The 15,724-nt window shown below is 62.0% G+C and carries 15 protein-coding genes; 1 reads left to right on the top strand and 14 read right to left on the bottom strand.

The genetic code is table 11. The annotated features are described in order from the left end of the window. Nucleotides 1–172: 172 nt before the first annotated feature. From WB650_RS08520 to WB650_RS08510, 3 genes are read right to left on the bottom strand one after another with little or no spacing between them, the layout of a single operon-like run. Nucleotides 173–2,155 (bottom strand): ABC transporter ATP-binding protein, encoded by a 1,983-nt coding sequence (locus WB650_RS08520; protein ID WP_423960151.1) that lies wholly within the window; start codon nucleotides 2,153–2,155, stop codon nucleotides 173–175. Then, nucleotides 2,148–4,022, bottom strand: a complete 1,875-nt coding sequence (locus WB650_RS08515) for an ABC transporter ATP-binding protein (protein ID WP_423960150.1) — start codon at nucleotides 4,020–4,022, stop codon at nucleotides 2,148–2,150. The genes WB650_RS08520 and WB650_RS08515 overlap by 8 nt, the downstream gene beginning before the upstream one ends. Before the next feature lie 15 nt (nucleotides 4,023–4,037). Then, nucleotides 4,038–4,520: a hypothetical protein gene (locus WB650_RS08510; RefSeq protein ID WP_422302203.1), complete on the bottom strand. Its 483-nt coding sequence runs from the start codon at nucleotides 4,518–4,520 to the stop codon at nucleotides 4,038–4,040. Between the two features lie 153 nt (nucleotides 4,521–4,673). Here WB650_RS08510 and WB650_RS08505 point away from each other — a divergent pair, with 153 nt between their 5' ends. After that, nucleotides 4,674–5,480: an enoyl-CoA hydratase-related protein gene (locus tag WB650_RS08505; RefSeq protein WP_422302201.1), complete on the top strand. Its 807-nt coding sequence runs from the start codon at nucleotides 4,674–4,676 to the stop codon at nucleotides 5,478–5,480. 115 nt (nucleotides 5,481–5,595) lie between these two features. Here WB650_RS08505 and WB650_RS08500 read toward each other — a convergent pair whose 3' ends face one another. The 11 genes from WB650_RS08500 to gspE form a co-directional block, all read right to left on the bottom strand. Next, the gene (locus WB650_RS08500) at nucleotides 5,596–6,606 is read right to left on the bottom strand and encodes an LLM class flavin-dependent oxidoreductase (RefSeq protein WP_422302199.1); all 1,011 of its coding nucleotides are present in this window, start codon (nucleotides 6,604–6,606) and stop codon (nucleotides 5,596–5,598) included. A gap of 209 nt (nucleotides 6,607–6,815) precedes the next feature. Next, a complete protein-coding gene (gene gspN, locus WB650_RS08495) occupies nucleotides 6,816–7,676 on the bottom strand; it encodes a type II secretion system protein GspN (protein ID WP_423960145.1) in 861 nt (286 codons plus the stop codon). Then, entirely contained in the window at nucleotides 7,669–8,313 is a 645-nt protein-coding gene (gspM, locus tag WB650_RS08490; RefSeq protein WP_423960143.1) for a type II secretion system protein GspM, read from the bottom strand. Before gspM ends, gspN begins: the two co-directional genes overlap by 8 nt. Nucleotides 8,314–8,318: 5 nt before the next feature. Further along, entirely contained in the window at nucleotides 8,319–9,809 is a 1,491-nt protein-coding gene (gene gspL, locus WB650_RS08485) for a type II secretion system protein GspL (RefSeq protein ID WP_422302193.1), read from the bottom strand. 15 nt (nucleotides 9,810–9,824) lie between these two features. After that, nucleotides 9,825–10,772: a type II secretion system minor pseudopilin GspK gene (gene gspK / locus WB650_RS08480; RefSeq protein ID WP_422302191.1), complete on the bottom strand. Its 948-nt coding sequence runs from the start codon at nucleotides 10,770–10,772 to the stop codon at nucleotides 9,825–9,827. After that, nucleotides 10,766–11,434 carry a type II secretion system protein GspJ gene (locus WB650_RS08475; protein WP_422302189.1) on the bottom strand — a complete coding sequence of 223 codons (669 nt, stop codon included), beginning with the start codon at nucleotides 11,432–11,434 and terminating at the stop codon, nucleotides 10,766–10,768. Before WB650_RS08475 ends, gspK begins: the two co-directional genes overlap by 7 nt. After that, on the bottom strand, nucleotides 11,431–11,877 hold the full coding sequence (locus WB650_RS08470; protein ID WP_422302187.1) for a prepilin-type N-terminal cleavage/methylation domain-containing protein: 447 nt from the start codon (nucleotides 11,875–11,877) through the stop codon (nucleotides 11,431–11,433). The genes WB650_RS08475 and WB650_RS08470 overlap by 4 nt, the downstream gene beginning before the upstream one ends. Continuing rightward, on the bottom strand, nucleotides 11,874–12,467 hold the full coding sequence (locus tag WB650_RS08465; protein WP_423960141.1) for a type II secretion system protein: 594 nt from the start codon (nucleotides 12,465–12,467) through the stop codon (nucleotides 11,874–11,876). The genes WB650_RS08470 and WB650_RS08465 overlap by 4 nt, the downstream gene beginning before the upstream one ends. Before the next feature lie 7 nt (nucleotides 12,468–12,474). Continuing rightward, nucleotides 12,475–12,894 (bottom strand): type II secretion system major pseudopilin GspG, encoded by a 420-nt coding sequence (gspG, locus tag WB650_RS08460; RefSeq protein ID WP_423960139.1) that lies wholly within the window; start codon nucleotides 12,892–12,894, stop codon nucleotides 12,475–12,477. A 38-nt stretch (nucleotides 12,895–12,932) separates the two neighbouring features. Next, nucleotides 12,933–14,162: a type II secretion system inner membrane protein GspF gene (gene gspF / locus WB650_RS08455; RefSeq protein ID WP_422302182.1), complete on the bottom strand. Its 1,230-nt coding sequence runs from the start codon at nucleotides 14,160–14,162 to the stop codon at nucleotides 12,933–12,935. A gap of 28 nt (nucleotides 14,163–14,190) precedes the next feature. Next, a partial coding sequence (gene gspE / locus WB650_RS08450) for a type II secretion system ATPase GspE (protein WP_423960137.1) occupies nucleotides 14,191–15,724 on the bottom strand: 1,534 nt, incomplete at its 5' end.

Raw genomic sequence — 15,724 nt, 5'->3', positions numbered from 1 at the left:
CATTTCGTCGAAAACATTCGCATCCGGCTTGTACGCCGCCCAAACGGGCACCGTCTTGCCTGTTTCGGAAACAGTCGAATCCATCGAGCTTACCCCATCGCTGCCCGCTGGCGCGGAAATCATCACCGCCAGCATGGCGGACGTCATTTTAAGAGCAATCGACGGGCCAGAGTCAGGCGGGAATCTCGGCGTCGGTCTGCGCGAGGTAGGCCTGGTAGTCGCGGTCGGTCGCGAGCAGGTGCGCATGGGTTCCACCGGCGCCAATGGTTTTGCCATGAATGAAAAAGACCTTGTCGCAAGCGGCGAGCGTGCCTGCGCGATGGGCGACTATGATTACAATTCGATCATGGGCAAGTGCGGCCAGCGTTTTTAACAGATCGGACTCGGAGGCTGGATCGAGTGGTGCGGCGGGCTCGTCGAGGACCATGATCTCTGGGCGTCGAAGCAGGGCGCGCGCGATCGCGATTCGCTGTTTCTGTCCGACGGACAGGCGGGCGCCGCGCCGCCCGAGCATCGTCGAGTAACCGTCGGGAAGCCGGTCGATAAATTCCGCCGCACCCGCCATCGCCGCCGCTTCGCGAACATCTGCCGCCGAGGCGCTATCGCTGCCGTAGCGGATGTTGTCCTCGATCGAGGTCGAGAACAGTGACTCGTTCTGAAATACAAATCCCATTCGCGCACGAATCGTGTCAGGTGCGACGGCGCGCGAATCGACGCCGTCGAAAGCGATCGTTCCCGCCGACGGTTCGATAAAACGCGGGATCGAGTGGATGAGGGTCGTCTTGCCGCATCCGCTCGGCCCCGCCAGCGCAACCATTTCGCCGGCGCGCATCGACATCGTGACATCGCTCAGCACGGTGGTGGTACCGTAGCCGACAGCAACGCCGCTGAATTCCAGGTTGCTGACGCGAGCCGTAAGGCCGTCGCCGCTTCCGTCACTGATCGGCTCGGCGAAGTTGTCGAGCACGCTGTGCACGCGTCTGAGTCCTGCAACCGACGCCTGTATCGAGGCCCAGGTGCCGCCGATGACCCCCATCGGATTCGCCAGCATTCCGAGGTAGCTCGCGAGCAGCACGATATCGCCGAGCGTCATGCGGCCCGCAATCACCTGCATCATAAGGTAGTAGAGGCTGTATCCGATCAGCACGCAGCAAATGGGCGCGAGCACGATCACCATCACGAAAACGATTGCGAGCATGCGGAGGGTCGAGCGGAACGACTGCCAGCTTGCAGCGTCGACGACCGCGGTCTCGCGCGACTCCTGTCCGAACGCCTTGATGAGCTGGACCTGCGCGACGCGTTCCTCGAAAGCGGCCATCACGTTGCTGCCGCTTTCGCGCATCGACTGGCTCTGATCGCGGAGTAAGCGTCCGAAAAGTGTACTGCCGATCGCGACCACCGGCAGAAACAGAATCGCAACGACGATGATCACCGGCTCGTTGCTGAATTGTATCGAGAGCACGATGATCGCCATCACGAACATGAACACCGACATGATTGGCGCGAGCACGCCGCGATAAAAAACCGGGCCGATCGACGCGCTGTCGTACATCACGCGAAAGACCGCGTCGCCGATTTTCTGATCCGCGTAGAGCGCCAGCGGCGAGCGCAGGAATCGCTCGTAGATCGCGGTGCGCAGCGATTGGTTCATCCGCTGCGTGAGATCGATCGTGATGCACGACTCGAGATAGCCGAACAGGCCGTTCCACAGGCTGCCGCCGTCGTTGGCGTCGTTCGCGGTGATACCGGCCTGATCGAGACCGCCGCTGTTTACGTTGGTGCCGAGTCCCTGCGCCTCGCCATGGACCATTCCAATGAGAATCACAGTCAGCACGAGAAATAATGAAACGGCGATGAGCAGCGCGGTGCGGCTGTCGCCGACCATCGGGGTCAATATTGCGCCTGGAATGCCGGTCAGCGGGTGCTTATCGATGACGTTGTCGATGACGATTTTCAACGGCCACGGCGTCATCAGATAAAAGGTCAGCGAGACGAAAACCAGCACACACTTGATTGCGACCAGCCGGCGATAGCGGCTGATGAACGGCCAACTCTTGACGAGTACGCTCCAGGCCTCGCGCCAGGTGAGGGGAGCCTGCTCGTCGGCGTAGAGAACATTCGCGCGCGAGTCGCGCGGTGCGCCGTTGTCAGGCATTGCTTACCTCGCGAATCGGGACGTCGTCGAGTACGGAACCGTCGGCGGCAACGAGCCGGCCCCCGGCCAGATGGTAAATCCGATCGGCGCGGGACGCGGTGGTGCGGCGATGGGTTGCGAGAATCACCATGCGGCGCTTGGGATCTTCGTTGACCCAATCGCGGAGACCGATCATGACCGCGTCTTCGGTCGCGACATCGAGCGAGGAGGTCGGTTCGTCCAGCAAGAGAATCGGTGCGTTGCGCAACAGCGCGCGCGCGAGTCCGAGACGTTGCGCCTGCCCGACCGAAAGCTTCGATCCCTTCTCGCCGAGCATCGTGTCGAGGCCGGCCGGCAGAGAACGAACGAAGTCGCCGAGGCCTGCGCGATGAATCGCTTCGGCAACTTCGACCGTCGATGCGTTCGGGCGTCCGTACGCGACGTTGTCGCGAATCGTTGCGGTGAAAAGGGGATTCTCCTGCAGCGCGACGGAAAGCATCCCCCGCCACGCCGGAAGTTCGAAGTTTGAAATCGGTTCGGCGTCGAGCAGGATCGTGCCCGCGGTTGGATCGAAGAACCTCACCACGAGCGAGATGATTGTGCTCTTGCCGGAGCCGCTGGGACCGGCGATTGCGGTGATCTCACCGGCCCGCGCTTCGAGATTCACCTCGGCAAGTACGGGTGTGCGTGGGTCGTACCCGAAAGTCACGTGGTCGAAGCTCAGCACCTTCGCGGATTTTGGCGGAATCGCAGTGCCGCTGCCGATGCTTTGCTCGGGGGTTTGACCGATCATCTCGAGCACGCGCGAGATCGCGACGACCACGTCCTGCATGCTGCCCCACTGGTCGGTGATATTTCTCGTGCGATTGCTGACGTTGGAAACAAGATTGATCGATCCTTCGAACAGTCCGAGCGAAACGACGACGCCGCCGAGACCCGCGGTCCCGCCAGCCATCACTTCTCTCGCGCCGATGTACAGTGCCGCGACGTAAGCCAGGCCGCGAACAGTGTTGGTCACGACGCGGTATCGCGCGAGCATCAGGCGCGCGCGGCGGCCGGCGAGGAACGCGTCCCAGTTCTCGCGCGCGTAGTTTTCCGCCTCGCGAGCCTCGGTGCCGAAGGCTTTGACGGTTTTGATCGACGCGAGCGTTTCCTCGATTCGCGTTGTCGCGCGCGCGGTGGTCTCGCGCTCCGCGATGAAAGCGGCGCGCAAAGAATTGGCGTACATCCACGCCAGTATGAAGTTGGCGGGCATCAGCAGAGCGACGATCAGCGCCATCCGCGTGTCGTACCAGAGCAAGTAGAGGAGGGCGCCGATGGCGGCGGGAAAGAAAATGAGCGGCTGAACGATCAAGCCGTCGATTACGTTTGGAATCGCGGCCGAGTCCTGGAACATCCGGAAGATCGCATCACCGATCTTTTCCTCGGAGTGAAAGCGGATGCTCAGTTCCTGCATCCGCGTGTAGAGATTGACGCGGAAGAGATTGCTGATGCGCTGTAAAATCCAGACCGCGTAACCCAAAAGGAGCAGGACGAAGGTCAGGCCCACCACCGCCACGATGCCGCCGACGACGCATGCGTGAATGAGAACAGTGCGCCGATCGGCATGCAGCGGCACCCGAAGCATCCACGCCTGCGCGCGGGTCAACCTGGCGCCGTGGCCGACGACGTCGAAGAAAACGCGCGTCAGGTTTAGTCCGATCAGTCCGCCGAGTAGGACCGGCAGCGATGCCAGGAACAGATACACGAGATGACGGCGGTAAGGGCGGATGAAGGGCCATACCCGCGCGACCAGGCGGAAGACGTCGCGCGAACGCAGGCGGCGCGCGTCGGGGAACGCGATCTCGCTCGCTGCAGGGGGCGCGAGGATTGTTGGTTCAGCGTTCAAATCGAATTGCGGGACTCATTTGCCGGGGACGGCGCCAGCGGCGGCCAGTATGCTGTCTTCGAGGGTGAACTTAGAAGTACACGCGACGGTGTTTTGATTGCCGCCGAGCGCGTAGCGGCCCTGGAAGTCCGCTGACACGGAGGCGAGCGTTGAATGTGGAGTAGATCGCTCGAGCTTGACGGTGATCGTTACCGTGCCGTCCTGCAACTTGTAGATCATCTGGACGGGACCGGTCTCGCAGAACGCCCAATGGCGCCACGATAGGTCGTCGGTAGTAGTCTGTTTAGCAACAAGAGTATGAGTTCGCTCGTCGGCGCTGACGAGCGCGAAATGGCTCGACGCGTCAGTGAAGTATTTCTTGAAGGTGACAAAGACTTCGCCGATCGGCTTCGGGATCTCCTGTACCCGCGGGACGATGCGAGGTGTTTCGATCGCGTACGCGGACGCGAGGATGAAAAGTAGCAGAGGCGTTATGATCCATGTGGCGCGTAGTTTCATGACTCCTCCTTGACAGGTACGAGGTTGGCAGGTGAGAGGTTGCGAGGCTCACTCGATCATAACGGCCCGCGAAACGGCGCGTAAAGGGGCGTGGTCCACGAAGACGGTTGATGGTAGGTTCGCGCCGGTAAAGGAAAAGGAGACAGCGACCCTATGCCTGCGTTGATTTTCGAAAAGCGTGATCACATCGCCTACCTCACGATGAACCGTCCCGAGGTTCACAACTCGTTGAATCCGGAAATGCTCGTGAGCCTCGCGGCCGCGTGGAAGGAGATCGAGAGCGACGACGCGGTTCGCGCGACGATCGTGACGGGCGCGGGCAAGGTCGCGTTCTCGGCCGGCGCCGATCTGGGCAAGCTGATTCCGCTGTTCACCGGCGCGCGAAAGCCGGAGGACGAATGGGACCGCAAGCTGCTCGCGGACCGCAAGCTCGGTGACATCGCGCTGCTGCGCGGCTACGACATGGACAAGCCCGTCATTTCTGCGGTCAACGGCTTTTGCATCGCGGGTGGGATGGAGTTCATTCAAGGCACCGATCTTCGCGTCGCGTCGGAGAACGCGAGCTTTGGATTGCAGGAAGTGAAGTGGGCGATCATCCCGGCGGCCGGGTCGCTCGCGCGATTGCAACGCCAGATCCCGTACTGCAAAGCGATGGAGATACTGCTGACGGGCAACAGGATCGATGCGCAAGAGGCGTGGCGGCTCGGGCTTGTGAACTACGTCGTGCCGCAGGACAAACTGATCGGGAAGGCGGAGGAACTCGCGGCTACGATCGCGCAGAACGGGCCGCTGGCGGTGCGGAAGATCAAAGAGGCGGTGCGGCGAACCTCGGGGCGTCCATACGAGGAAGCGTTCAAGATTGAGAACGAGATTGCGCGCGAAGTGATGAAGTCCGAGGACGCAAAGGAAGGCCCGCGCTCGTTCATGGAGAAGCGAAAGCCCAACTACAAAGGTCGGTAGCGCTGCCCGAAGACAGCGAACAGAATCTTGAATCGCGCGCGAAAGACGCGCGCTGTACAAGGACCCTCACCTTCGATCCTCTCCCATTCTGGGAGAGGGGATGGAGAAAGGCGCCTCACGCTCCGGCGAGCGCGCGCATTGTGTTTGGATAGTCGCGCGCCGTCGTCGCGGCGGGACCGATTGGAAACACCACCGGATGCGTGACGCCGGCGGCGCGGAATCTCGCGACGAAATCGCGGCCGGCTTTGGCGTTCCCGAAGACTGCGATTTTGCGGCATGACGCTTCCGAGATGGCTCTCGGAGCCTCGTCGCGCTTGCCTTCCTTCCAGAGGCGGCGCACCTCGTCGAACTCGGCAGCGAGTCCGTAGCGCGCGAACATCTTGTTGTAGCTGTCGACGAATGCGTAGCCGGCAAGCTCGCGACGGAAGGAATCGACGGCTTTGTCTTCGTCCTCAGTGATGCACATGCGGATGTAGATTCCGACGTCGACGGCTGACGGATCGCGGCCCGCGGCTTTGGCGCCTTCAGCAATGTGCTGGACCATCGGCGCGATTGGCTCGGGCGGCGAGTAGTTCATCAGTACGCCGTCGGCGACTTCGCCGGCGAGCCGGAGCATCGGGGCATTGAGGCCCGCGAGATAAATTTTCGGCGGATGCGGCGCCGTGATGCGCATGCTTAGCTTGAAGTCGGATTTGTACACTTCGCCCTGGAACTTCGAGCGGCCCTCGGTGAATAGCTGGCGCATGATCGTGACGCATTCGCGCATCGCGGTGACCGGCTTGCGATACGACGCGCCGTGCCATCGCTCGACGATGATCGGACTCGACACGCCGAGGCCCGCAATCGCGCGCCCGCCTGACAGTTCGTTGATTGTGAGAAAGCCCATCGCCATCGCGCCAGGCGTGCGAATCTGAATCGGGATGACTCCGGTGGACAGTTCGGCTTTGCGCGTGTTGACTGCGAGCGCGGCGAGACTGACGAACGCATCAGGCCCGCTGACCTCTGCGATCCACAACGAGCTGTAGCCGAGGTCTTCGGCCTCGCGGATTAGTGCGAGGCGGGCGGGAAGTGCGTCGGCACCGACGCCGACGTTAGTCTGAAGTCCGAGCTTTTGATTCGATGGCATCTGAGTTCCGTGCGAGTTTGATTTGCGCAGATTGTGCGGTTATTCGATTATGGCTGCAAGACACAGGAGCGTTGAACGATGGCTTATCGCCGTACACCGCCGAATCGTGCGGCTTGCCGCTCTTGTCATGGCCGCGACATCGGCTGAGAAATCCATTTGATCGCATCAAGCGCGCCGCTCTCTACTTGAAACTGACTCCGACACCGGCATCAACTAATTCGCGGGGCGTTGAGAGTGCCAGTCAGGTGATAGGGCTCTGGGCCCGGTGGGTGCGGGAGGATTGCGAGCAGTAGTCCCAGCTGCGAGGCGGCGCCGGGAGTTGTTGAGAGGGTGAATTGGATTGCCAGCTCGCTATCGCCGGGGTCCTGGGCGAGTTGAATTGTTCCTTCAGCGGTGAGGGTCAAGTCGCCGCCGCTGGTTGTGAGTTGTTCAATCGTCAATTTGCCCTGGTCCAGTTTGAATTTTGAATGGCCTTCGCCGAGGCGGATCGGAGTACTTGCGAGCGCCGAGGTGAAGGTGAGTCCGGCGGCGCTCAGGACGCCTTCGCCCTTTTCCGCGATGTCATCGGGAGAGAGTAACAGATCGCCGCTTCCGGAAAGCGCGCCGGCGGCGCTCGCGCCGGGGATCCTCCACAACTGCTGACGCGCGAGCTCGACAGAGTCGAGATCGTAACTGATGGCGGTGCCGCGACGGTTGGGCCGCAGCGTCACGTTCACGACGCCGTCGTAGAGTGCGGCTTTCACGCGCACGCCAGGATGCATCGTGAGCATCGAGAGAAATGCGGGCACGATGGTGACGGCCGGGCTCTCGACGATCAGGCCGCCGGATGCGGGACGGGTCGAGATCAAGCGGACACCCGACAATTGCGCACCGAAGGGAAAGCTGGCGGACTGGCTGGTGCTCGAGACCTCGAGGCCCATCGGCGCGAGGACTTTGGTGAGAGTGGTGGAATACGGGAAGGTGGAAATCAGATACGCGACGAACAGCGACAGGCCGACAGCCACGTAGCCGACTCGAATCAGACGCGTTCCGCAGTACGGCGCGGGCGCGTCGTCGAGCGTCTCAGGCATTCTTCGCGAGCGCAACACAGGTGAGGTCAACGTCGTAGGAATGCGTGTCCTGGGTGCGGCGCTGGATGCGAATATTCGACACGCCAATCGGCATCGGCAGCGAATTGATGCCGTAGAGCGCGTCGACCAACTGCGCGAGATTCACGTTGTCCAGCTTCAACTGCACGCTGAATTCGGTGAACCCGTCGGCGAGTTTGCGATCGGAGCCGGGGGTGATTGAGCCAATCTTGTCGCGGCCGACACTCTTGGTCATCGACGCTTCGATGACTGAGAAGAGCGAGAAATCCCTGCCCATCGGAACGGTGCGCTGTTCGGCCTTGGCGAGATTCGCCTTGAGCTGTGCGTAGGTGCCCGCGAGCCGCCGAACCTCGGCGAGGTCGTGTTGACGCTGGGCGATCTTGTCCTCGAGGCCCGAGCTCAGATCGACGATTGGACTGTAGACCAGGTTGTAGATAAGAAAAACTGCGAGCAGGCCGCCGGCGACTTGCACCAGGATGCGTTCGCGCGGTTCGAGCTTCTGGTAGCGGCTGCGGGCCTGCGCGATATACGGATCGATGCGGGTGGCGCCCTGCTTGAGGTAGGGCCGCAGCAAATCCATTATTCGCGCGCGCAGGTTGTCGATCCATTCTTTAAGCATTGCGGCTATTCTTCGATCTCGCGATCAGTCGCCGGCACGGCGTCCTTGAAATTTGCGTCCATTCGAAAATCCACTTTGCTCGGATCCGATCCGGCCTTGGCATGCGCGACTTCGATCGAGCCGAAGTAGCCGCTCTTGTCGAGCGCGCGCTTGGCTTGATCGACTGTGGTGAACGAATCGGCTTGGCCAGTGACGCGCAAGCCCTGCGAATCGATCTGAACGTCGGTCATCTGAACTGGAAATCTGCGGTTCAACGCTTGCGAGACCGCGACCATCGTGTCGAGCGGCGAATGAGTCAGGTTGCCGCCAATCAGATTGAGCCGCTTGTTCATTTTCGCGATCCCGCTCTGCAACTGCACCTTGGCGTTGGCGGGATCGGTTTCGCCCAGGACCGGTCCGGCGACCGCGGCGATTTCCGCGTTGACCCGCCTCAGGCGATTAAGCTTTGCGGAGACGCCCAGCGCGAAATGAAAAATGAGGACGGCCAATAGCGCGGCTGCAAGCATCCCCGAAGTGTAGAACGGGCTGAGATCGCCGCGCACGCGGCCACGAAACATGAATTCGCCCTGGCGGAAATTGATTAGATCGAGCGGGTGGTTGGGTAACTCGCCCAAAAGCATCGCGATGCAAGTTGAAAACTTGCCGCCATTCGGCACCGAGCCTTCGAACAGGCCAGTGTAGTCGAACGCGCCGCCGTCGCGCACCGACATTGCGAGCGAATCGGAGAGCATACCGCGCACCTTGGGATACGCAGCCGCCGCACCGGCGACGATGACCTCGGTCGGTTCGGCTTCCTCGCCATGCGCGAGCAGGGTCTGACGCAGCGAGTTGAGAATCGGCGCGGCGGCGTCCTGCGTGACCGGCGAGCCGTCGGACATCATCAGGCCCGCGGGCACCGAGCGCATCGCACGCGGCGTTCCTCCGAGATCGACCAGCACGACCGAGGTGGATGACTCGTCACCTTCGACCACCAGGTGCGCCATCGGCTTGGCGCCGTTGCCGTTTCCGTTTTTGCTGCGCGTGAGCATCGCAGCGAGCGCGAGCGGGGCGAGCGTGACGATCTTCGGATCGAGTCCGGCCTTTTTTAGCAAATCGAGATGTTGTTGGAGGTCCGTTTTGCGGACCATCGCGGCCATGACGAGGGTGTGGTCGCCCTCACGCCCGACGCGGATAAACGCGACGGTGCCATTGTCGACCGGGAACGGCAGATGCTCTTCGAGCGCGAACGGAACGACCTGGTGCAGCCTACGCGCATCCTTGAACGGCAGATCGAGCAATCGCTTGACGACTCGGTCGACGGGCAGCGCCGAGATCACGATGTCAGGCTGGCCGGCCTCGACCACCAGCCGCGACAGCGCGCCGGTCAGATCGGCTTCGTCATCGGCGCGGACCTTGTCGTAGACGCCGGCGAGCGTGAATGAATTCCACGAACGCTCGGCGACCGCCGCGCGCACGCGATCACCCGACAGCTCCAGCGCAAGTATTCGTTGAGCCATTAAGCGACCTTGACCCTAGTCCTCATGCCACGCCGCGAGTGTGCCGATGCCGGTGCTCTCGCGATGAAAAGTTGCAGTTATTATTTTGCGCGCGCCCGCGTAAGTCCCAGTCCCGGTGATCGTGAAGTACTGACTGCGCATATCGACGTCCTTCATCAGCTTCTGGCCGATCTCGCCGAGGTCCGGAAGATTGCCAATGTCGGTGGGCTGGCTGAACGGCCGAATCGCGCGCGCGTCGATTATCGCCATCACGAGTTTCTGATCCTCGGTCAACTCGGGCTCGAGCGCCGCCAGCACCTGCGGCGACGCGGTATTGGCATTGACCGTAGTCTCGGCCATCACGGTCAGAAACGGGCTGACCCTATTGAAAATAGCCTCGTTGAACCCCTTGACCATCTGCAAATCACCTATCGTCGGCATCGCGCCGTAACGCGGCTGATATGGAGGCTGCAGTCCCGCGTAGTAATCTCCGATGCCGCCGCCAAGCCCGGTGCCGTTATTCGGAGTAATCCAATCGATGATACCTTGAACCAAGTCAGGGCTCACGTCGAGCACCGCGAAAAGCCGCTGGACCTTCTGAATCGCCGCGAGGTTCGGCGCGCCGTTTTGCACCATCGCATTGAGATTGATCTTGCGGCCCTCGTCCACGATCGAGAGTGCGACAGTGCCGCCCGCGAGCTGCATCGGCGGAAACGGCACCGCCCACACGTCGCTCAGGGTGTCGATCGGGGTCTGCGATTGCAGGTCGGCGCGCGCGTCAGCCGCCAACAGCGCTAGACCGACGCTGACGGCAGACCGCGCCAGGTAGCTGGCGCGCAGCTCGTTGGCCTGGTTGGCGGCCGAGACGAATCCGAGTCCCGAGGTCATCGCGAAGTCCACGACGATCAAGGTCATCAGCGCGATTCCCAGCAGGACCGCGAGCAGCGCCACGCCGCGCTCACTTTTTCGCAGGCGCGTTACCATTGCTGTATCGCCATCGGCAGGGTGACCTGCGTCGCGAAGTCCATCACCTGTCCGCCCGGGGCGGCCATCTGAATCTGGATCGCCACTGCGACCGGCAACTGGCGTCCCTGCGGCATACTCGACGACTCCCAGCTCTCGTCCCATTTCTGGCCGTCGAAATAGCGGAAGTGCAGCGAGAGTACGTTGCCCGCGAGCGTCGTCATTTGCGGCGCGACCGCATTCGTCAGCAAGCCGCTCTGCTGCGAGCGCTGCAGGATGAACCAGCCGGGCTGGTCGGGATTCGACGACAGGTTGTAGGAGACTATCGTCTCGGGCGTCATCCCGGTAAGCGCTTTGCGATGCCCTCCGCTGAAGGTGGACAGCGTGATCGTGTCCATCGGCACGCCATTGCTCATGTGCCCGGCGCCGAACAGCGCGACGTTGCTGGCGGTGTACGGAGTCTGCACGGCGTTGCGCAGCTCCTTGGTCAGCTGCCAGAGCAGGGCGCGGCCTTCGCGATCGACCATCAGGCGTCCTTCCGCGTGCACCTTGCTATGCGCGATCGTGCTGAACGAGCTCGCCAGCATCGTGAGGATCAGCGCGAGCACTCCTATCGCGAGCATCATCTCGATGAGCGTGAAGCCGCGCGGCGCGCGACGCGTGGATCTGCGCGGTATCGTCATGGCTGCGCTCCCGAAGGAACAACCGTGCCTGGGGGCAGGTTCTCCGGATCGGGCGGAATCGGCGAATGCAGAAACTCTACCAGAAGAAAACTTTGCGAAAGCGCGGGACCGTAACTGATCAGAACCTTGACCTGGCGGACATCCGGAAACGTGCCCGACGCGTCGACCTCGCGCTGCCATCGGAAGTCCCGGAACTCACCGGGAAACGAAGTCTCGAAGTCGCCGCTGGTGCGACCGAGATCGGGCCATCGCTCGAGCTCCGCCTCTGTCATCACCGCCTGCGCCAGCATCGAGGCGCGCGTCGCCTGCTGAGCGCGAATCACGGATTGCATGCTCTGATGTTGCAGGCCGAGCAGCCCGAGCAGCGCGATCCCGAGGATCGCAATCGCGACCATCACCTCGAGCAGCGTAAATGCGCGCGCGCGCCGGCGAAGATGATTCATTGCGGCACCTTCATGCCCGGCGGCATCACGTCGCCGCTGATGATTGCGACCTGGCCCGTCAGCGGCGAAAACTCCAGAGTCATCACGTCGCCCGATGCGTCCTCGAGATGCACCACCGTCGCGTCGACGTAACCCTCGGGATAAAAGTTGGTCGCGATAGTGCCGCGATTGAACGTGCCGATGCCTTCCACGGTGACGTCGCGAATCCGAATCGCAGCAGGGAGCATCACCGGCCGTCCCGACATGGTGGTGTCTGGCGCGAAGACCGGCTGGACCGCGTACGGATCGAGCTGCGCGGCGGCGTAGCCGTTGTTGTCGATATCGAAAATAAGTCGCAGCACGAGTTTATGGCCGGTGGCCTCGTCGTACATGTAAGTTGCGCGTCCTGCGAGCCGGCGCGCCTGGCTTTTCAACGCAGCCTCACGAAATCCGCCGAGGTACGGCAACGCCAGCGTCAGCATCAGCCCCATGATAAAAATTACGACCGCCAGTTCGAGCAGGGTGAAGCCCGGCGATGCGGACGACGACAACGCGCCCAGACGTGCGATCCCTTTTGCGTGGCGAGCAGCTGGCCTGGGGCGCAACTTCATAGTGTCGTCACGACGACTGGCTGGCGTCTATATCGTCCGAACTTTCGACCCCGTCCGGGCCGAACGATTTGAGCACGTAAGAATTCCCGTCGCTCTGGTAGAAGTAGGCGGTCCCCCACGGATCCTGCGGGAGGCGCTCAATATAGCCGCCACTTTCGTAGTTGGCCGGCACGCGTCCATTGGTCGGTGGCGTTACCAGCGCGTTCAAGCCCTGGTCGGTGGTCGGATAGTAGCCGTTGTCGAGGTAGTAGCGATCGAGCGCGGTCTTGATTTCGGCCAGGTCGGCCTGCGCCTTGGTCTTCTTGGCCTTGTCGGCCGCGCCGCGGAGGCTTTGCACGACGATCGTCGCGAGCAGACCGAGGATCAGAATAACCACCATGATTTCAATCAGGGTGAATCCATCCTGATTGTATCGGCGTGATTTCATCGCCTTTACCTCCGGCGCGTTCTTCATCTTTTCAATTCTCACTGCATCAACTGGTTGAGCTGGAAGATTGGCATCAGCACCGCCAGCATCATGAACACGATAATAGCGGCCATCGCCAGTGTCATCACCGGTTCCAGCACGGTGGTCATCTGGCCGAGCGAGTGCGAGACTTCGCGCTCGTAGTTGTCGGCGACCCGCTCGAGCATCCGCTCGAGTTCGCCGGAGCGCTCTCCCACCCGGATCATCTCGATCAGCAACGGCGGAAAGAGCCCGCTATGCGACAGCGTCTGCGCCATGCCGTGGCCTTCGCGGATACTCTCGCGGCTCTGCTCGACCGCGTCCTTCAGCAGTCCGTTGGTGACAACGCCTTTGACTGCGTCGAGCGCAGGCAGCAACTGGACGCCACTGGCGAGCAGGGTGGCCAGTGTCCGCGCGAAGCGTGCGCAGATGATTCGGATCATCGTGGGACCGATGTAGTAAACCTTCAGGATCGCGGTGTCGTACATGCGCCGGCCGCGCGGCGTCGCCATCAAGGCTGTGAATCCCGCCACCATGCCAACCAGCAGCAGCGCCAGTGGAATCCAGTAGCCGGTGACGAGTCCCGAAAATGTAATCAGGATTCGGGTCGCCAACGGCAGCGCCGCATGTTGCTGCTCGAAAATAGTCGCGACCTGCGGCACTACGTACGCCACCAGGAACGCCATGATTCCGGTGCCGACGCACATCATGATGATCGGATAGGTCAGCGCGCCGCGCACCTTGGTGACGAATTCATTCTGACGCTCGCTGTATTCCGCGAGCCGGTCGAGCACCGCTTCGAGCGCGGCGGCCTGCTCACCCGCACGTACCATCCCGATGTAGAGGTCTGAAAAGACGTCGCGATGATTGGTGAGCGCGTCGGCCAGCGACGAGCCCTCACGCACGCGCTCGCGCACCTGCGAAAGCATCCTCTTTGTCGCTGCGCGTGACGATTGATCGCTGAGCGCGCTGAGCGCATCGACCAGCTGCACGCCCGCGCCGAGCAACGCGCTCAACTGTCGCGTCAGAAGCGCGAGGTCCGACGCCGGCATCTTGCGCCGCCACAGCGAGGGCAGCCACTCGCGCTGGGCGGTCGAGCGCTGGGCGGCATCTGCTTCCTCGTTCAGCTCGGTCGGGAAAACTCCCTGCGAGCGAAGCTTGCCGCGCGCGGTGCGAGCGCTGTCGGCGTCAACTACGCCGTTGACGGAACGTCCGTCGGCGCCAAGTCCTCGATAAGCAAATACTGGCATCGGTGAAAAAACTTAAAGTGCCTGCGCGCTAGTCGATGTCTTCCTGCGTGACCCGCAACAACTCCTCGATCGAGGTCTCGCCGCGCAGCACGCGCGCGGCGCCGTCCTGCCGCAGCAACGTCATGCCGCCGCTGGTGCATTTGCGTCGCAGGGTAGCGGCATCGGCGTTCTGCATCACGAGCGATCGGATTTCGTCGTCCATGATCATCAATTCCTGGACCGCCATTCGGCCGCGATAACCCGTGTTGCGGCAGTTGCGGCATCCCTTGGGGCGGCAGACCTTGTTGGTCGTTTCGAGGCCCTTGAGGCCGATTCGCGCCAGCTCGGTTTCGGTCGCCTTGTAGGGTTCGCGGCAATCGGGGCAGAGCTTGCGGACCAGGCGTTGAGCGAGCACCGCCAGAATCGACGACGAAACCAGGAACGGCTCGATTCCCATGTCGACCAATCGCGTCACCGCGCCAAACGAATCGTTGGTGTGGAGCGTCGAGAACACGAGATGGCCGGTGAGTGCGGCCTGGATCGCGATTTCCGCGGTCTCGCTGTCGCGGATTTCGCCGACCATGATCACGTCAGGGTCCTGGCGCAGAATCGATCGCAGCCCGCTGGCGAAGGTCAGCTCGATCTTCGGATTTACCTGCATCTGGCCGACGCCACGCAACTGATACTCGATCGGATCTTCGATCGTGATGATATTCTTTTCAGGAGAGTTTATCCTCGACAGACACGCGTACAGCGTGGTCGATTTTCCCGAACCGGTCGGCCCGGTCGCCAAGATGATCCCGTGGCTCTGTCTGATCAAGCGATCGAGCCGCGCAAGATTGTCTCCTGAAAAACCGAGATGGTCGAGGTTGATTGCTTCGACCGCCTGCGCGCGATCGAGCAGTCGCAGCACGATACGCTCGCCGAACGCCGTCGGAATCGACGAGACGCGCAGGTCGATATCGCGGCCCGCGATACGCAGACGAATTCTGCCGTCCTGCGGCAGCCGCTTCTCCGCGATATTGAGGCCCGCCATGACCTTGACGCGCGACGTGATCGCCGGCTGAAAGCGCTTGGGCGGCGACAGCACGTCGTACATCATGCCGTCCACGCGGAAGCGCACCACCATTTCTCTTTCGAACACTTCGACGTGAACGTCGCTCGCGCGGTCCTTGACTGCCTGCGACAGGATGCCGTTGACGAGCTTGATAATCGGCGCCGAATCGTCGGACTCGAGCAAGTCCAGCGGCTCCGACGCGAGTTCGTTGGCGACCACGTCGAGCCGCTCTTCCTGGAGATCGATCATCAGGTCTTCCGCCGAGGTGGCCGACGCCTGGTCGTATGCGCGGTTGATCGCTTCCGCGATCACTTCCGCCGGCGCGACCAGCGCCTGTATCGGCGCGCCGAACAGGATTCGCAAATCGTCGAGCGGCTCGAAGTTGGCCGGGTCGGCGATTGCAACGGTCACCGTGCCGTCCACGCTCGACAGTGGCAGCAGCCGGTTCTTCTTGGCGTAATTGATCGGAATTTTGGCGACCAGCTTGGAATCGAGCGAGTTCTCGTCGATATGCGCCTGGAAAGGC

The sequence above is a fragment of the Binatus sp. (SeqCode) genome (genome assembly GCF_049584895.1).
Taxonomy (GTDB): domain Bacteria; phylum Desulfobacterota; class Binatia; order Binatales; family Binataceae; genus Binatus.
Note: the sequence above shows the minus strand (reverse complement) of the source record. Positions and strands in the feature narration are given on the sequence as shown.